The sequence below is a fragment of the Edaphosphingomonas laterariae genome (genome assembly GCF_900188165.1).
Taxonomy (GTDB): domain Bacteria; phylum Pseudomonadota; class Alphaproteobacteria; order Sphingomonadales; family Sphingomonadaceae; genus Sphingomonas_E; species Sphingomonas_E laterariae.
In genome coordinates this window covers 41,911-59,811 of record NZ_FZOS01000022.1, presented here as the reverse complement: position 1 = coordinate 59,811, position 17,901 = coordinate 41,911, and the positions used below count along the sequence as shown (strand labels likewise).

Annotated in this window: 18 protein-coding genes; 12 read left to right on the top strand and 6 right to left on the bottom strand. The window is 64.6% G+C overall.

All coding sequences use genetic code 11. The annotated features are described in order from the left end of the window. The coding region (locus CHB74_RS22505) for an integrase core domain-containing protein (RefSeq protein ID WP_144033824.1) at positions 1-386 on the top strand (386 nt) is incomplete at its 5' end. Continuing rightward, on the top strand, positions 280-2,025 hold the full coding sequence (locus CHB74_RS16090; protein ID WP_342746609.1) for a TonB-dependent receptor: 1,746 nt from the start codon (positions 280-282) through the stop codon (positions 2,023-2,025). The genes CHB74_RS22505 and CHB74_RS16090, both read left to right, overlap by 107 nt. A 589-nt stretch (positions 2,026-2,614) precedes the next feature. On the opposite strand, the gene CHB74_RS16085 is transcribed toward CHB74_RS16090, so the two are convergent. Further along, on the bottom strand, positions 2,615-2,986 hold the full coding sequence (locus tag CHB74_RS16085) for a hypothetical protein (protein WP_089220658.1): 372 nt from the start codon (positions 2,984-2,986) through the stop codon (positions 2,615-2,617). Positions 2,987-3,028: 42 nt separating this feature from the next. After that, positions 3,029-3,610: a hypothetical protein gene (locus CHB74_RS16080; RefSeq protein WP_089220657.1), complete on the bottom strand. Its 582-nt coding sequence runs from the start codon at positions 3,608-3,610 to the stop codon at positions 3,029-3,031. 127 nt (positions 3,611-3,737) lie between these two features. On the opposite strand from CHB74_RS16080, the gene CHB74_RS16075 reads away from it, so the two are divergent. The 4 genes from CHB74_RS16075 (at position 3,738) to CHB74_RS16060 (ending at position 5,652) form a co-directional block, all read left to right on the top strand. Beyond that, a complete protein-coding gene (locus tag CHB74_RS16075; protein ID WP_089220656.1) occupies positions 3,738-4,052 on the top strand; it encodes an MbcA/ParS/Xre antitoxin family protein in 315 nt (104 codons plus the stop codon). Beyond that, on the top strand, positions 4,049-4,801 hold the full coding sequence (locus tag CHB74_RS16070) for a 3'-5' exonuclease family protein (RefSeq protein ID WP_089220655.1): 753 nt from the start codon (positions 4,049-4,051) through the stop codon (positions 4,799-4,801). Before CHB74_RS16075 ends, CHB74_RS16070 begins: the two co-directional genes overlap by 4 nt. Before the next feature lie 80 nt (positions 4,802-4,881). Beyond that, positions 4,882-5,097 (top strand): helix-turn-helix domain-containing protein, encoded by a 216-nt coding sequence (locus tag CHB74_RS16065; protein ID WP_089220654.1) that lies wholly within the window; start codon positions 4,882-4,884, stop codon positions 5,095-5,097. 120 nt (positions 5,098-5,217) lie between these two features. Then, positions 5,218-5,652, top strand: coding sequence for a hypothetical protein (locus CHB74_RS16060; protein ID WP_089220653.1), 435 nt, complete (start codon positions 5,218-5,220; stop codon positions 5,650-5,652). 506 nt (positions 5,653-6,158) lie between these two features. Here the strand turns inward: CHB74_RS16060 and CHB74_RS16055 are convergent. From CHB74_RS16055 to CHB74_RS16040, 4 genes are all read right to left on the bottom strand, one after another. Further along, complete coding sequence (locus CHB74_RS16055; protein ID WP_218821449.1) at positions 6,159-8,087, bottom strand: hypothetical protein; 1,929 nt, start codon at positions 8,085-8,087, stop codon at positions 6,159-6,161. 230 nt (positions 8,088-8,317) lie between these two features. Next, positions 8,318-9,697 (bottom strand): site-specific integrase, encoded by a 1,380-nt coding sequence (locus CHB74_RS16050; RefSeq protein WP_089220651.1) that lies wholly within the window; start codon positions 9,695-9,697, stop codon positions 8,318-8,320. 1,339 nt (positions 9,698-11,036) lie between these two features. After that, positions 11,037-11,747 carry an RES family NAD+ phosphorylase gene (locus CHB74_RS16045; RefSeq protein WP_089220650.1) on the bottom strand — a complete coding sequence of 237 codons (711 nt, stop codon included), beginning with the start codon at positions 11,745-11,747 and terminating at the stop codon, positions 11,037-11,039. A 6-nt stretch (positions 11,748-11,753) separates the two neighbouring features. Beyond that, a complete protein-coding gene (locus CHB74_RS16040) occupies positions 11,754-12,164 on the bottom strand; it encodes an MbcA/ParS/Xre antitoxin family protein (RefSeq protein ID WP_245842973.1) in 411 nt (136 codons plus the stop codon). 286 nt (positions 12,165-12,450) lie between these two features. Between CHB74_RS16040 and CHB74_RS16035 the strand changes: the two genes are divergently transcribed. From CHB74_RS16035 to CHB74_RS16015, 6 genes are all read left to right on the top strand, one after another. Beyond that, positions 12,451-12,690, top strand: a complete 240-nt coding sequence (locus CHB74_RS16035; RefSeq protein ID WP_179220874.1) for an XRE family transcriptional regulator — start codon at positions 12,451-12,453, stop codon at positions 12,688-12,690. A 210-nt stretch (positions 12,691-12,900) separates the two neighbouring features. Continuing rightward, positions 12,901-13,140: a ribbon-helix-helix domain-containing protein gene (locus CHB74_RS16030; protein ID WP_089220664.1), complete on the top strand. Its 240-nt coding sequence runs from the start codon at positions 12,901-12,903 to the stop codon at positions 13,138-13,140. Next, positions 13,137-13,463, top strand: coding sequence for a type II toxin-antitoxin system RelE/ParE family toxin (locus tag CHB74_RS16025; protein ID WP_089220648.1), 327 nt, complete (start codon positions 13,137-13,139; stop codon positions 13,461-13,463). The genes CHB74_RS16030 and CHB74_RS16025 overlap by 4 nt, the downstream gene beginning before the upstream one ends. A gap of 239 nt (positions 13,464-13,702) precedes the next feature. Continuing rightward, a complete protein-coding gene (locus tag CHB74_RS21690) occupies positions 13,703-14,002 on the top strand; it encodes a hypothetical protein (RefSeq protein WP_144033821.1) in 300 nt (99 codons plus the stop codon). Between the two features lie 317 nt (positions 14,003-14,319). Next, positions 14,320-15,408 (top strand): AAA family ATPase, encoded by a 1,089-nt coding sequence (locus CHB74_RS16020; protein ID WP_089220663.1) that lies wholly within the window; start codon positions 14,320-14,322, stop codon positions 15,406-15,408. After that, the gene (locus CHB74_RS16015; RefSeq protein ID WP_089220647.1) at positions 15,314-17,770 is read left to right on the top strand and encodes a S8 family peptidase; all 2,457 of its coding nucleotides are present in this window, start codon (positions 15,314-15,316) and stop codon (positions 17,768-17,770) included. The genes CHB74_RS16020 and CHB74_RS16015 overlap by 95 nt, the downstream gene beginning before the upstream one ends. Positions 17,771-17,901 lie beyond the last annotated feature (131 nt).

Sequence of the window (17,901 nt, the reverse complement as noted above, 5' to 3'; positions counted from 1 at the left end):
TCGACGCGCGGCTCGCGGTTGCGGCACTGGAGGTGGCGATCGAGCGACGGTGTCCACCGCCAGGATGCGTTCATCATTCGGACCGTGGATCGCAATACGCGTCCGGAATCTATCGAGCATTGCTGGCCAACCACGATATGGTCGGCTCGATGAGCCGGCGTGGAAATCCGTACGACAACGCCAAGGCCGAGAGCTTCATGAAGACGCTGAAGGTCGAGGCGGTCTATCCGATGGCGTTCGAGACGTTCCGAGATGTTGCCGAGCAGCTTCCCCGGTTCATTGACGACGTCTACAATCAACGCCGCCTGCATTCCGCGCTCGGCTACATCAGCCCCGCGCAATTCGAGGAACTACATACCCGGCGCATGGTCAAATCAGCAGCTTGACCCTGTCCGGCTCCAGGGGCCCACTCCAGGCCCGGGCAACGCCCCCGCCCTCTTTGACCCTACTCAGAGCGGTCCGCCAGCCGAGGCCGATGATTATATAGCTGTCCACGAAGGGCCGCGCCGCTACCAGAACAATTCGCATTTCGTAAACCTGGCTCTCGATTGGGATCTCGGTTTTGCGACCCTGAATTTTGTTGGCGGCCATCAAGACACCCGCCTCGTCCAGATCGGAGATTCGGATGTCGGCAATTCCATTCCCAATTACACTGCTATCCAGACCACGAGAACGCCATACAATGTGGACACCGCCGAGCTTCGCCTCGTATCCAACGGGAATTCATTCTGGAACTGGTCGGTAGGTGCATTTTACTCAAAGCAAACCGGCAACGTCTCTGTTAACCAGAAATCAGACCGATTCTTTGTCAATACACCCATAACTTTTGGACTCTATTTGCCGATCACGGCCGACATCGCCGTCCCGGTCAACGACCGACAGCTTTCGATTTCGGCCAGCTCAAGTTTCCAGTTCACCGACAAACTGCGGCTCGAGGTTGGTGCGCGTTATTCGGAACTCAAGAGCGTTCAAACGGCATCTGTAACGGCAACCTCGCCCGGCTCCCCGGGGTTCCCAGCCTTTGGCATTCCTTTCATTCCCGCCTTCTCTTCAACGACGGACGCAATTCCGCCTGAACTTTCGAAGACGAAGAACCATCCCTTGACCGGCGGCGCGACGCTCACATACGAATTCACGCCAGACGTTACGGCCTATGCCGCTTATGGGCGCTCGTTCCGTTCAGGAACCGCAGGGGTCGGCGTGCCAGTCAATCTTTCGAATGACTTGATCAAGTCAAGTTCTGAACGTTCCGACGCTTTTGAAATCGGCCTAAAGACTGCCGTTCTCGATCGCAGGATCACCTTGAACCTGTCAGCCTTCTATCAGAAGTTCGATGGATATATCTCGCGCTTCCCCGGCATCAGCTATGATAACGGCGCACTTAACCTGTTCGGCCAACCAGTCGGTCCGCCCGACGGCAATGTCGATGGCGCTTTCGACTTCAACTATAACGGCGACGCGACGGTGAAGGGCATCGAAGCGACCATAGCCGGACGTCCCATCGACGCGTGGGATTTCTCGGTCAGCGCCGCTTACGTCAGGGCGCGCTTCGATGATGCGGTCCTGCCGTGCAACGACTTTAATGGCGATGGCGAACCCGATTCCGAAGGCGACGCAGGGATCACCGGCCCAGGCAATGTCAGCTATTGCGCAAGCAATGGCCGTCTCGGCGACGTCCCGGATTTCAGCTTGACCGCCAACACTGAAGTTCGCTTCACGGCCGGGGATCTTGAGCCGTTCGTCCGCGCCTTGTTCTCCTATCGGCCAAGCGTGTTCTCCGAGCGCTCGAACTTCGACTATCAGAGCCGCGAACTTCTCGATCTGTACGTAGGCATGCGCGGCCTCGGCGCTGGATGGGAAGTTAGTTTGTTCGCCAAGAACGTGCTGAACCAGAGGCGGATTACCAACATCTCACAGGGCGAATCGCGCACGGCGACCGATGGCGGTGACTATCTGTCCGGGTACCGGATCATCAACGCAACCAATCCGCGCGAGTTCGGCATCACGACCAGCTATCGATTCTAAAAGCGGGGGAGATTGGCCGCGCCTCTCCTCTCCAGCACGGCCTTTCTCAAGCTCTGGGGCGACGCCACTGGCGTCGCCCCTTTTTTTTAAGACACGCACGTCGCCGCTTGTAGCACCAGGCAAAGGCTTGACCGAGGCATGCGGGCTCCGGTGTCTACCCGATTGCGCAGTCGCGGCCCGGGACTCCGCCCGATCAGCACGAAGCTCGTCGCAACCAGCGCGAGCACGAACACGCGCCCCTTCCTGAAATGACATCCTGACCAAAATCCCTCGACGAAATACACGAGGCATAGCCGGGCTCTTCCGGCCCTTTTCGATCAAGCCTTGGCTCAGGCGGCCTCGACGGGCCCGCTGCCGAGGGGAACCTACCATTGCAGCCCGTTCGGCATATTTCGTTCAGCCGAATGCACGGCGCACGGGCGGCCCCGTCCCCCAAGTGCGCCCATAACAAAAAGCGAAAAAGCGCCGGTGATCCCACCGAGGCTTGAACGCCGACCAGGCTCTCCCAATCCACTTGCCGCCGGCAAAAAGGGAACTGATCCATGGGGCAAGCCAACGGCGCTCCGCGCCTCGGAATACCGCTCCGGCCTCATCCACCGTCTTCGTCATCGTCCATACGAAACCGCACACGCAAGGTCACGATCGGCGCCTCCTTGACCGGCACGAACCCACGGCCATGGTCGGGACACAGGGTGGCATAAAAGCCGTCGTCGACCATCAGCTGCGCGGGCCGGCCGCAGCGCTGGCAGAGGCTTCGCGAGCGCTGCTCGGCGGCATCGACCCGATCGAACGCGGCGCGATTGGCACCGCTCAGATAGACGCGGAGCTCACCGAACTTTTCCTTGGCCTGGACGATCGTCGCCTTCGGGCAGACCGCGGCGATGTCGCGTCCGAGCGCGCGCAACAGCGCATGCCAGCCCTCGGGCACGCCCAGCAGCCAGGGTTCGACATCAATCGCCATGACCTGCCTCCCGGACACGCCAAGGCGCGCGGACCGCGCGGTCTAGCGCTGGCCGCGCCGGGTCGCACGCGAACGGCCGCCGGCGAGCCAGGTGCGCATCGCGAGGCCATCGCCCGGCGACACGCGGTCGAGGCCGTTGACCACGGCCGCCACAAAACGCGGCAGATGAACAATCAGGATCTGCTCGGCCGTGGCGTCGTCGCACCAGGCGATGAGGTCCGCTTTGGTCAGGACGCCGCACCATCCCGGCGGGCGCGCGCCGCGATGCCCCAGACCATCGAGCGCGCGCGGGGCGATGCCGAGGAAGGGCCCCGACCGCGGTCCGGCCCGTATCTGGTTCGCCCACGCGTCGCGGAGCGCGTCGGCGATCGCTGGCCATTGGTGCAGCACCGTCGCCGCCGCGGACGCCGGGCGCACGCCGCAATCGAGCAGTTGGAAGGCCAGCGCGGTCTGGAGCACCGCCTCGCCGTCGTAGACCGCGCGCTGGCGCCCGACATTGGCTTGCGCCGGCAGGTGCAGCCGCTGAAAATATTTGAAGCGCCCATCGAGCGCCATGCGCTGTTCCGCAGGCAGATCGAACATCTGCTGGATCAGCTGGACGAGCGTGGCGTAACCGAGCTCCATACCGCATGGTAGCATGTCCCATCGGGAGCGGCATCCGCCGTGCGCCAATCCGTGATTCGACCCGGCGACACCTTGACGTTATGCTACATATATGTAGCATGGCAGTCCATTGGTAAAGGCCAGGGACATGATTTCCGACCAGCGCGCGATCGCCGCGGCCTGGCAGCTCTCCGCCGATGGAGACCAACGGCTGGCGCGCGCGTCGACCGCGCACGTGGCGGCCTGCCACGACATCGACCAGGCGCTGCTCCACCTGCTCGGCGAGCGCCGGCAGGTGGTGCGCTGGCTACGCCGGCCGCAACCCCCGCTTTACCACGGCCGACCGCTCGACATCATTCTGGCGACGCCCGCCGGCGCGCACCAGATCCGCCGCCTGCTGCTCGCCGAGCTGGCCGCGCGCGATCCGGGCGACGGCATCGTCGCGGCGGCGCTCGCCCGATGAGCCGGCACCGGAGCCTGGTCGTCGATATCGAGACCGCGCCCGATCGCGCCACCCTCGCCCAATGCGGTCGACGGCCACGCGATGCGGCGTCGCGGATCTGGCTGCATGGCCTGGCCGCGATCAGCTGGCTGGCCTTTACCGAACAGGACGATGGCACGGTTGGCGCGCTGGCGCTGACCAGCATCGCCGTCGCCTGCGCCAACGACGTGGATTCGGTCGCTATGCGCGAACGCGACGCGCTGGCGCGGCTCGAGTCCGCGCTCACCGCTCTCGATGACGGCGGGCGGCTGATCAGCTTCAACGGCCGCCGCCATGACCTTCCGTTTCTCAAATTGCGTCGGCACCACCACCATCTGTTCGACGCGACCCGGCTCGACCGCTTTCTGGGCGCGGACAGCGACCGCCATTGCGATCTGCTCGAGATATTGACGCGCGACGGCTTACGCTGGCCTTCGCTCGACGAGGCCTGTGCGGCGCTGCGCATTCCCCATGGGGTGGAGAACGTGGAGTGCGGCGGCTGCGCCCCGGCTGTCGCCAGGAGCCAGGTCGATGTGCTCGCAACCTTCCTGCTCGACCGCTTTCGGTTCGCGAGCGACGCCCATGCGCCTCTGGCGTTCGCGCGTGCCTGGTCGGTGCTGGCGGCGTGGTGCGTAGGGCAAGGTCGGCGATGGCCGCATCTGGTCCAATTTGCGACCCTCCCGGCGGCGCGGGCCGCATTGTTGGCGGCCGGCCGGGCGTCACCCGGCTGAGACCAGGCCACAGCGATCACGGCGTCCCGCGACCATGATCGGCGCTGGCGCATGGACAGGATTGGTGGCTAAAGGGCGGAATGGGTTCCGTCCTGGACAAAATTGGCGCCAACATCCGGCGGCTGCGCGAAGCGCGCGGCTTGACGCAGGCCGAACTTGCCAAAGCGATCGACGCCAATCGCAATACGATCAGCCGAATAGAGTGCGGACAGCAAAATGTATCTATCTTAATTCTGGTAGATATCTCCAAAGCCCTGCGCGTCAGCCTGGGAGCGATCCTCCAGGATTGCCTATAGAGCCAAGTCTCCCCGCGTTGCCTACCTCAACTCATCGATAATTCACATCAGCGTATCGGCAATTCCGATCGTTCGTGCTACATATATGTGTCATCGCCATCGACTGTCAAGCGACAAGGCATGCCCTATATTCTCGAATGGCAAAGCGAGCCCGATCGCGATCCGCTGTGCCTGGTGCGCCATGTCCGGGTGTTCCGCCGGGCGGGATCCTTGAAGACCTTTGTCGCCTCGCGGGCGTTCGCGCGTGTCCAGGTGCGCGAGCTGCGCCTGCAACGGCGGTTCGCGGGGGCAGCGCCCGAAATGGTCTTCACCTCGCCGGCCGCGATCGCGGCCTGGGATCCGACCCAAAGCGGGCTGCCTGCCCCGCTGGCCGACGCACGCTGGGCGGAGAGGCTGGCGGCGATGGGCGTGCGCGCGCATCTGGTCGAGCGGATCGCGGCCGATCTCGCCGACGCGGGTCGGCTGGAGCTGTTGAGCGGCGCCCAGATCGGATCGCTGCTTGCGCAGCTGAAGGCGATGCTCGCCGAGACCGCGGCCGCTTCCCCGCATCGCTGATCGCCGCGGGGACGACCGCGCCAGAGGCTTCCGCCACGCCGCCTACGGCATAGCGCGCATCGTCGGCGGCGCGGGCGGCGGCATCCTTGGTCGCCAGCTGTGTGATCAGCCCGCGCTGCACCCGGGTCTCTTCGCGCAAGGCCAGGACCATGGCGATCAACTCTGCCTTACCACGCCGTGCAAGCGCCGGATCATGGCGCAGATGATGGATCGCACGCGAGCGCGGGGGCGAGCGGCGCATCGCCCGGTACACGACAGCAATGCGCGGGTTGCGCAAGATCGTCGTTTCGGCGATGCCGACCCCATCGGGGTCGATGGCCCGGTCTCGGCGGCGATCCGGAACAGGCTGACCGAAGCACCGCGATCGCGCAGCCGGCGCAACGCGCGCAGTCCCAGCCAGGCCGCCCGGCGGAACCGCGACCGGCTGCGATCGGCGAAAGCGGCAGGTGCCGGTTTACGCGGTGGCGGATCGGTCGGCGCGCGAGTCCTCGCGAGAGCGAGACGGGTCATGACGGTCCCGTCTCGTCATGGGCCACGGCATCGAACAGGCGCGCCAGCCCGGCCTGCATCTGCGGGGTTGCCTGGCAATAAATCCGCGTCGCGCTTCGCCCGTCACCGGCGACCAGCGAACTTTCCCCCTCACGATGGTGGAGGATCAGGCCGATGGTCGGGATATCGACGCCCTTCTGCAGCAGATGCCGACCAAGGCCGTGCTTCAGATCATGACTGCGCACGTCGCGCGGCCACAGCGCGAGCGCGATCGCCATGTTAATTTCGCTGCGATCGCAGGCATAGCCGCCCCGCTGGTAGAGATAGCGCGCCGGTCGACATTTGCGATCGAGCGTGGCGGCCGGCGCCAGGGTCTGGAGCGGCCAGCCATTGGCCTTCATCACGCCGAGCACGGCGATGAGCGCATCGACGTCGGCGCCGCTCAGCCAGAAATCCTCAGGCTCGGTTCGCATCTTTGCGATCGCCCGATAGGCGTAGAGGGGCTCGGGCTGGACGGCGATCCGCGTCAGCTGACCGGGGCCATGGCATTGCTGCATCACTTCGCCGATGCGCGCGCCGCGCAGGCAGCTGCGCGCGGCCGCACGCGCGACGGTCATGGCATGGTGGAGTTCGTGCACGGGTATGAGGATGATCTTGTGGGCGAGACATCGGTTGGCGAGGGTCCGCGCCAGGCCATCCTGCGCGCGAAACAGGCGCAGATGGCGAAGCACCTTGGGCCAGCGGCGATCGCCGATCGCGCTCGCCAGCGCACGGGCCTGGTCGGCCGTCCGGTAGCGCGCCAGGCTGAACCCGCCCGCGGCATAGAGATCCAGGATCGGAAGGCCATCGCCCGGCTGCCGCGGCCCGAGATAGACAAGGTAGAGGTCGTGATCGGCGCCGGGCGCTTCGGCCATCCAGCGCGCCGCTTTGCCCCGATCGAGCCGGCGATAGAGATAGGCGCGGCTGACAACGGCAAAGTCGAGATCGCGCGTGCCGGCGTCCAGCCTGCCGTCAATCGCGGTGCGCGGCAGCGTGCAGGCGAAGCGGAGGCGGCCGCGCTGCAGCGCCAGCTCCCCTGCGCGGATCTTGGCGCACTGGGCATCGAAGCTTGCGCGGATCGCGGCGATTTCGCGGGTGCGATTTTCGAGCGCGGCATGGATCCCGGGAAGGTCATCGGCCACCGCCTGGCAGGTCGCGAGCCGCCGCGCCTCGGCCGCCGCCCGCGTGGCGGCCCGCAAGCGCCTGACCCCGGGCCGGGCCCGGTGTTCGGGCAGGGCAAAGCGGAGCGGCGCGCAGCGTGCGGCGATCTCAGGGTAGCGCGTCAGATAGCGATCGACGATCGCGACATCGGCAAGCCACTGCCCCCACAGCGCCTGGCGCGAATAGGTTGAGCGGTTCACGTCATCGAGAAAGTGGCCAATGCGCTGCGTCCGCCAGCGCGCGTCGCGCGGGTCGCCGCCGGCCAGCAGGCGATCGAGCGCTTCGGCGGCGTGGACGCAGGCATCGATCACCGAGCCGTCGCCGCGCGCAGCGCGGATATAGAGCGCCAGGCCCATCATCCACCGGATCGCCGGTGCGGTGAGCGCGCCGACGCGTGCGCGATGGCGCAGCGAGGGTGCCGGCAGCATCGCCGCCTGCGTCTCGGGGGCGGCCCCTGCCCGGCCGCCGGTCGCTTGCTCCCTCCCGCCGGGCAGGCGCAAAGCGGGGTCGAGGCTGGTCTCGGGCAGCGGTCCCACCTGGCCGAGGATCCAGGCCTCGAAGGCGGCCGCCGCCTGCGCATCCGCTGCGCGCCGTGGCGTGCGGTGGACGGGGGGATGACCGAGGACCTGACGCACGGATGCGACGACGGCGCGACCGGTCCGCGAGGTCGCGCCGATGGCGTCGTGAATTTGCGCGTCGGTGGGCGGCGGGCGATCGCGGAACATCGCGATCACCGCTTGACTCACGGCCTCGGGGTGGGGGTAGCGAACCACCCGCAAGGACCGCCGCAACCGGCTATAGTCGCGCAGGAACTGCGCCGGCGAGCGGGTTGGTGCCGCGGCGACGCACGCCTCGAGCACCGCAATCGCCCGCCGGTGACCACCGGGCTCGCGCCGCCAGGCCGGCGGCGCGAGACGCCCGCGCGACCGACGGCGGCGGGCTGGCGACCGCGGCATACGCGGGCGGACCTGGGGCATCAATCGTCTCCTGCCAGGAATTGGGCGATCCGCGGATCGTCGGCCGGGGGCGGCGGGACGGTGGACGGCGGTGCGCCATCGCGCCCTGCCGGATCCACGGCATAGAGGAGGCCGGCGAGCGCCTGATGGTCGTGTTCGCGCAGCTGGGGCGCATAATGGTCGACCATAGCCGCGCCCGTGCGCCAGCCCATCATCTCGGCGTAGATCGCGATCATCGCCGCTTCATGCGCCTTGTCGCGGGCGAGGCCGCGGATCTTGAGGAGGGCGCGGAGTGCGTGTTCGCGGCGCAGTCGGTGCGTGGTCACGCCGGGGAGGCCGATCGCGCGCATTGTCGGCCGGAAATAGTGGTCGGCAAAAAGCGAATAGGAGATCGCCGTGCCTTTGGCATTGAGAAAGAGCGGCATGGTGGCGAGCACATCGTGCCGCCCGTCGGCGGCCAGCCGCCGCGCCTGTGCCAGCGAGACGCCGGTTTGCGCGCGACGCGCGGTTTCGACATAGGCGACCAGGGCTTCGCGCGCGCGCGCCGGAAGGTAGAGGATTTTGGTGCGCGCGCCGTGCGATCCCTTATTGCTGGCGGCGATGCGGTTGCCGAAGTCGAACGCGGACCAATCGCCGAGCGTCAAGGCGAGCGCCTCGAAAATGCGATTGCCGCAGGCCGCGGTGAGCGCGGTGGCGGCGGCAAGGCCGGCGGGCCACGCCCGCGCGGCCTCGACAATGCGCGGCGCCAGAAAGTCCCAGTCGCGTGGCGGCCGTGCCGGTGGTGGCATCAGCACGACAAACTGACGCCCGGCATAGCCAAGATAGGCGTCACCGCGGCGAACCGAGGCCTGCGCCTCGCGCCGGACAAGCGCCGCGGCATTGTCGACGCGCATCGGATTGGGGAAACGCCAGATTTCGCGAAGGATCAGCTGGTCGTAGACATGCCCGAGCGCGATCAGGGCGAGCTCGATGCGGCGCGCTTGGCGGTGCGGCTGCGCGCCAGAGCGATGGCTCCGGTCGGCGAGCGCAACAGGGCTTGGCGCACCAGTCACATGATAGCTCCCGTCGCCATAGCGGCTCGGCTTGAGTTGTCCGCCAAGCGCGTGGAGCATCGCGGCGACCGCGGCGCGGGCCTGGGCGACGTCGTGGAACAGGCGCGCGACCCGCCTCGGCTGCGCTCCCGCCCAGCCGGTCAACGCCCACTCGAGCGCGCGCGCATAGGCGTCGATGGTGCGGGGCTCGAGTTGGCCTTCGAGCGCGGATAGCCCCACCGATAGCGGCCGGACGCAGGCACCTGCCGGATCGAGCACATAGCGTGAATATCGCGGGACGCTGAGCGTGAGGATCTGAAAGCGCGGGCCCGGCCAGGCCGGCGGCCGCGCAGCGTGGTTGGGGGACATGACCGCCCTCCCTGCAAACGGATCAGGCGGGTCGGGACGATCAGGCGACCGTCCCGGCCCAGCGGCTCAGGGCGCGCTCAGGGCGCGCCGCCCGAGGCGCGACCGCCGCGATGGCGCGGCGGGGTCCGCAACACCCGGGCGAGCCCGGCGCTGGCGCGTAGGCTCCCGACGGGGAGGCGGACATGGTGGCTCGAGCGGAGCGGCGGCGGTGTGGGCGCGCGATCGCGGTGGAAGTCGACTGTCACAGCGACGTGCGCGGCGTGACGGGGCAGCGTCAGTTTGAGATGCTTGGCCATTGTTCACCTCCTGCGGGCGCGCGGGCTTGCGCGCATCTTGGGGCCTTGCTGCCACCCCGCTCCCACGAGTCGGTTGGGAGAGTATACGCCCCAACCGGCCGCCGGGAAAATGGGGGGAAGCCCCCCATTAAGCGCGCGGCGGGTAGCCAGTACCGCACGCCTCATCCACGCTGACGCGACCGCCACGCGGCCCGCTTGGTCCTGCTGGTAGCGCTGCGCGAGGGCCCCGCGGACGCGTCGGTCGGACGCGTCCGGCGCCACTCGTGTCGCGGCCGACTTTTCACGAGTCCCGCGAAGCTCGCGAAACGCGCGGTGGGTCGACCATGGTCGCTGTGCTACCAGCAATGCACACACCTCAACGCGATTATCAGGTCACATAAATTCGTCTCAGAAACATACTATCCACGTCAACCCCAATAATATCGCGCTGTCTTGTGATTATATTTTTGGCCAGATCACTCCCCTAAACATTGCTCGTCCCAGCAATGTCAAAACTCCCTGCAAGATCCTTCCATTTTCACAAACCTTGCTTTCATCTATACGATGACTTTAATTTGTTTATCTTTTATATAGTTGAACTCCATGTAGGGACTATTGCAAACACCTCCCCGCCGGCAATGCTCCCTGATCGAAGCCGATCAATCCCTTAAGCGCGCTCCGCAATGGACCCTGTGCGCAAGAGGCAATGGTCCCTGAAGTCGACGAGCCGCTAGTACGCATCGGGACTACCGAAACCATCGGTCGCCCCCCCTCCCGCCGGCCAGAGACACCTCGTTGGACGCTCGGCCGCCCCTGGCGAATCGCGATTCGTACCCACTCCACGGACCGGAAACGTCATCGATTCGCACCCACGCCCACCGCAGCAGCACGCCGCCCTAGCCCTGAGTGCCAACGCCATCGGACGCCGCCAAGCCCTCGCCAGGAAGCCCCCCATCTCAATCGCCGATTTTCAGCACGCCCAAGATGCTCGAAGGCCAAACCGCGTCACCAACAGACAAAGCAAGCGACGTCACGTGGGTAGAAGCAACCCCGGGATCAGGATCTCACGGGTCGAGCCGGTAGATCGCCCCATCGCCATCGAGCCGGAGCTCGCGGATCATATCGATCCGCCTGCCGTCCCAATGATAGCGGAAGTGCCGCCCCTGCAACGGCTTGGCGACGACATCCGGCCAGAAGGCTGCAACGCATTCGCCCCCGGGGTTCCGCACAGATGGATAGACGATGCCATTGCGGCGAGCGTCGCGGCACGCCCGCGCGAACGCTTGCGATGGAGCATAATCGTCCGGCGCGAGCAGTGGGGCGAAACCACCACCCCGGATATCAGTCAATTCGGTCCGTACCGCGCCAACCAGCTCGCGCATGTCCGATATCCAGCCAGGCTCATCACGGCTGTCGGCCAGCCTCCGCGCCTGATGATATGCCACTTCGGCGACCGCGGTCTCAAAATTTCGTGCGGCGTAATACGCGCCATAGCTTCCGTCGTGGAACCGCCCCGGCTTGTCCGGCGAACAATGGGTGAAGGGCGCCATCACATAGCTCGCCCCCGGACCCGAGACGCGGCGTGCGACGGGCACCAGATCGAGATTGCCGATCGTCTCCGCAACCCTTGGATTGGTTCTGGTTTCGGCGGCCGCGAGCAGTTCCCAGTCCTCGGGGTCAGCGAGATCCTCGAACAGATCGATCGGCGGATATTTGCTTTCGATCAGGCGGACAGCCATCGGCCAGTCGACCACAGACAGAGGCGCATCGGGCATCCACCCTCACCATGCGCCACGATTGCTGTCGAGATAGCGGCGCACCCGCATCAGATCGGTCAATTGTCCACCGAGCATCACCTCCAGCGCCGAGCGATCGCCAAAAGCCTGGTTCGGCGCCTTGATCCAGCGATATCCCCGCTCCGCCTCCGTGTAGAGCAGGCGCAGTGCCTTATGAATGCCCATCAGGTTCGAAAGCCGGGCCGCGAGATCGACGTTCCAGCGACCATATTCGCCCTGCTTCCACCGCTGGTAGGTGCGCACGGCGATATCGCCGAGCAGCGTCGCCGCCTGTGCGTCCGTGATCTTCCAATGATCGAACAGACGGATCACCGCGCGCTGCATCGCCTGGACCTCTTCGGTCGAGAAATCCAATCCGGGCGGTGGAGCCTTACCCTCGATGGCAATGAGCTGCACAATAGCCTCCTTCAGCAATTGGCGCATATATCGATTTTTACGCCAATTGGCAATGTAGCACTAGATCGCCCCGAGCGACATCTCGATGGGCAGCATCGCGGCGCCGTTGTTCGGTGCGCCGAAGAGCCTACATGATGAGGTCTGCCGAACAGGTGATCCGCGCACGGAGATCAAGCGGGATTGGCCGGATGAAACGTCCGCCGGGGCGCCCGCCAAAAGTGAACCGGACGGCGGTTGAATGTAGAGGTTGGTCGACATGGTTACACACGCAGGTTCCAGCGGGAACGTGTTCGCCGATCTGGGCCTTTCCCACCCTGAAGATCGCCTGGCCCAGTCCAGGCTCGCTGCCGCCCTGCAACGGCGCCTGGAGGAATTGGGCCTCACTTACGCTGCCGCCGCCTCTGCCATGGATATGCCGCCGTCCAAATTGCTGGAGATTCTTCGGGGCCGCTGCGAGGGGTTAAGCGAAGGCTACGTCGCCGAGCGCCTTGCGAAACTCGAACGCACCGTCAAGAATGCCCACTAAGCATCCCTCGAGCTGTCCGCGCCGCGCTTGGGGTCGACAATCAGCCCCAAGTTCCAGTCACACCGCTCCCGCGGGGTCGGATCCAGATCTGAATGTCCCATGGCTCATCTCCTTGGGCCGGAATCCGCCGAAAGGATTCTGGCTCCGCTTCCGATCGCCGGCTCGTCCAACGATCTTGCCAATTTTTGCCAAAATCGCTATTTGCGGGACATGAGCACGATGAACATCTCGCTACCTGAGGCGCTCAAGGCATTCGTTGACCAACAGGTCTCGGGTCGCGGCTTCGGGACGAGCAGCGAATATGTCCGGGAACTGATCCGGAAGGACCAGGATCGCCAGTATCTGCGGGGGCTTTTGCTGGACGGTGCGGCTTCGGCGCCGACGGAAGCGGTGGATGCCGGATATTTCGACAGCTTGCGTGATCGCGTTCGGCGTCGCGCCACGAAGTGACTGCCAAGCCGGTGATCCCGCGCGCTACGGCCGGGCGGGATGTCGATGAAGCTGCGGACTATTATGCGGACGAGGCGGGCGCTGACGTTGCCCTGCGCTTCATCGATGCGCTTGAGCGAGCATATCGACTGATTTCTGCAAGGCCCGCGACAGGTTCGCCGAGATACGCCCACGAGCTGGATTTGCCGGGATTGCGCAGCCGCCAGTTGGCGGGCTTTCCGTATCTCGTTTTCTATCTTGAACGGGAAGATCACATCGACGTCTGGCGCGTGCTTCATGCCCAGCGTGACATCCCATCGTGGATGACCGAAACGGGTAGCTGATAGGCGCCACCTGCCCCATGGCTGTAATCTACCACCTCGCGGCGGCGCCCGAAACGCGCCGTTCATTCCGCTATCTATTGAGGTCACCACCTCGCTTGCGCGCGGGTTTTCCCCGAGTTGACGGCACACGCGCGGCGGGCATGTTGTCTGGCGGCCCACGTGGCCCGGAATGAATCAGGCAACCTGCAATTTTCTCGAGATCGCACGGTTTAGTTGAAAGCGAGGGGGGAGCGCACAGGATGGCAAAGGCACCCGATTTCCTCTGGGACGTTGCCAATGATGATTACCCCCCGGCAGCAGCATCGGCCGTCTCAGCCGACGCTGACATTTCAGCTGATCAATGGGAGCAGCTAAAGGCCGGAATGGTCTTGCTGCATCCGCGCGCTCGAGTAGCGCTCGAACGCGCGCGATTAGCCGGTATGCGGCCTGAGTGGCTCTTTGCTGCACTCGTCGCTGATCATGGCGATCCGAAGTGCCGGCGTGCCTCATTTCTCTTTCGGCAACCCGGTGGCGAAGGGCGAGGCGACTTCCACACCTGAAATGTGGAGCAGGTCGATACAGGCGCAAATTGGGTGCCGTCGCCAGATCTGCGGCAACCGCCTGCCCAAACATCGCTCGGCCTCAACCGGTTCATTCCAGCTGCACCGACACAGCGGACATTTCCAGCCCCCCTCGGGCGAGCGTCAGTTGCCGTCCCGTCCAGTAGCCGGCGGGGCCGACAGTGGGACCTCCGCGACGGTCCGGTTTGGAGCAGGGATGGGGGTAAGCGGCCGTTCTGGCGCAACGCCCAGTTCATGTGTTATCTAAGCGGACAACGGGGGGTGTATCGCGAGCAATTCCGCGATACATAATGGACATGGCATCAGCGCAGCAACTCATAGGTCTCGTAAAGAGCCACGCGGAGGGGGATTCCGATCGCTTCTTCGACCTCGCGATGCAGCTATCGGCTGCCGAGGAGCAGAAGGGACATAAACGGCTCGCCGAAACCCTGCGTCAATGGGCCAATGCTGGCCAGGCACCGCCGCAACCGGCCTCGCGAACGCCCAACCTCACACCGATCGCTGCGCCTCGCGGCGATCTCGCGCAATTCCTGTTCGCCTCCTATCCGAGCGAGCGGTTGAATAGCGTCATCCTGCCTCCTCTGATCGAGGAGGAACTCTCGCACATCGTCGTCGAGACGCGGATGCGCGAGAAGCTCGAGGAAAAGGGTCTCAAGCCGAGGCGACGCATTCTCCTGTCTGGGCCTCCAGGCACCGGCAAGACCTTGAGCGCCCATGGCCTAGCCGGTGAGCTTCAATTCCCGCTCTTCTCGGTGATGCTGCATGGCCTCATTACGAAGTTCATGGGTGAAACGGCCCAGAAGCTGAAGCTCGTGTTCGACGCGATCAAAACGACGCGAGGCGTATATTTGTTCGACGAGATTGACGCCCTCGCAGCAGCGAGAGGCGACGGAAACGATGTCGGCGAAGCGCGCCGCGTTCTGAACTCATTCCTCCAGTTTCTCGACGAGGACACCGGCCCCTCGATCGTGATCGCTACCACAAATCTCGCCGAGATCCTTGATCGCGCAGTGCTGCGTCGGTTCGATCTCGTTCTCTCCTACGAACTGCCCGATGCGGCCGCTATCCGCGAGGCTCTCGAACGACGTCTGACCGGTTTCTCCCACGCTCGCCTGTCATGGAAGAAGGTCACCGACTGTGCCATCGGCCTGTCGACGGCCGACGTCGTAGCGGCGGCCGAAGACGCCGCCCGCCGGGCCGTACTTGGCGATCGGAACACGATAACAACGCTTGATCTGGTAAACTCGCTGGAGCGCCGTCGCTCGCTACAGGAGCTGGGAAGAGGCGCGAATGCCACGGAATCTACGTCATTTTCTCCTGAAGGATCTCGGAAAGGCGCATCCGTTTCGAGCAAAAGGCGGGGGCGGCGGCAAACCGCCAAGTGACATCCTCAATCGGTCGGGCCACGCACAGGCTCTGCTCCAAGCCATTGATCTCCTCCCCCCGATAGCGACCGACGGCCTTCCCGGCGTCTATCTCGAGGTCAAAGGGCGACCGAACGAACCGCTGGCGAAAGATAGTCTGGGATCGAGTGGTATCGCGCTGTTGCGTAGCGATGCCGAGGTCAGCGAAGCGGGGACGACCGAGACAGCGACCGTTTTCGCCACGGCAAAGGGCGTCGAGAAGCTCCGCAAGAAGATCGAGCAGTTCGAAACGGAAGATACGCCCGACAGGGAAAAGGACGGCCATCTGATCCCTGGTCGGCCCAAGAACGCCAATCTCGTCCAGAGCCTGGCCGCCATCACCGAAGCTGGCCTGCGGGCGCTCTGGCGGGGTCCGCAGGACAAGTTCCCGGCGGGTAACGGCGCTACGCACTGGGAAATCTGGCTGGAACCCGAAGAAGCGGACGCCTTCATCGCGCAGGCCGCTGCCTATCAGGTGCAGATCGGAACCGATCGTCTGTATTTCCCGGAAGATGTCGTCATCATAGGACAGGCAACGCCGGATCATATCGCTCTCGCCGTGCGACGGCTTGGTGCCGTTCGCGCTCTCGCAGCGCCTGCGGCCACCGCCGATTTCTTCGACGCAATGGACGTGCAGGAGCAGGTTGCCTGGGTTGAGGACCTTTCCCAGCGAACGACCTATACCGGCGGGGCGAATGGCGGCTATGTCACCCTACTCGACACGGGCATCAGCCGTGCCCATCCGCTGCTCGTTCCTGTGCTTCTCGCGCAGGACCGGCATGCCGCTGACCCTGCATGGGGGCTGGATGACGTCAGGGGCCATGGAACCCAACTTGCCGGTCTCGCGCTCTTTGGCGATCTGACCCTCAACCTGCAATCGACGATGCCGGTCACGGTCTCGCATCGGCTGGAATCGGTGAAACTGATGCCGGATGCAGGAGTGAACCCGCATCACCTGCTGGGCGTTATGACCCGCCGCGCGATTAACACGGTCGAGCAGACGGTTCGCAGGCGGACCTTCACCATGGCCGCCACAACTGACGAGGACACTCCCCATGACGGTGCGCCGACGTCATGGTCGACCGAAGTCGACCAGCTTGCCGCCGGCGTATCGGGCGATCGCACAAACCCACGATTGATCTTGGTGTCAGCCGGCAACACCAACAATTTCAAGTTTACTGCGGATCCTTATCTCGACACCTGCGACCATCCCGACAATGAGCTGGAATCACCGGCGCAGGCGTGGAATGCGATCAGTGTTGGGGCCTACACCGAAAAGACGATGCTTCCGGCGGCCGATGGCCTCACCATCGTTGCGCCTTTCGGCGACCTCTCGCCCAGCTCCCGAACAGCATCGTGGTCATCTACATGGCCACTTAAGCCCGACATCGTCCTTGAAGGCGGAAACTGGGCTGCCAGTACGATGCCTCCACCCATGCGGCATCACGACCTGTCGCTGCTCACAGTCCATCATGCCTATCCACAACGCTCGTTCAGCCTGACCTATGACACGAGCGCTGCAACGGCGATCGCGGCCAAACAGATCACCGAGCTGTGGTCGGACTATCCACTACTCTGGCCCGAAACTATCCGGGCGCTCTATGTGACATCCGCCCGCTGGACGCCGCAGATGCGCTCGCACCTTCCCGCGCAACCGAACAAGGGCAGCTATGCGCGACTTTTTCAGCGCTATGGCTACGGGGTGCCCGATCTCGACAGAGCCCATCGCAGCGCATCCAATGCCCTGTCACTGATCGTTCAGGACGTCATCATTCCTTACGGCCTCTCGGAGCAAACGGGCCAAGACGTCCACAAGGAGATGCGGCTCTTCACCCTGCCATGGCCGGTCGAGGAGTTGCGCAAGCTAGGCAATACGGAGGTAACGCTCAGGGTCGCGCTCAGCTCCTTCATTGCCCCCAATCCCGCCGAAGCATCCCGCGGTTCGCGCTATCGCTACGCGTCCCACAACCTCCGGTTCAAGCTCAACCGCGCCGGCGAGAATGCCCAACAGTTCATGGCCCGCATCAGCAAGGCCGCCGAGCCGGCCGGACCCCAGATTGATGAAGATGATCTGTGGGACTTTGGAAGCAGCCGACGCGACGTCGGCTCCCTTCATATCGACCAGTTGACGTGCAAAGCGTCGGACCTTGCCCGGCGCAATCTCCTGGCCATTCATCCAGTCGCCGGATGGTGGAAACGCACTGCGATGTTGAAGGACGGAGAACCGCAGGTGCGCTTCGCTCTTATCGTCGAAATCGATACGCAAGGGGTCGAAGCGGATCTATACGCCGAGGTACAGACGGCCGTCACCGCCCTCAATGCGGCTCAGGCCATAATCATCTGAACCGCACCACGTACATCGCACATTATTATACCGATCGATGTCCGCTTCCGAGCAGTTGCCACGGCGGGCAGACCGTCCAGAAAGGGTCGACAGCCGTCGAAGCGCTGGCGCCAGGGCGGTCGGCAGTTCAA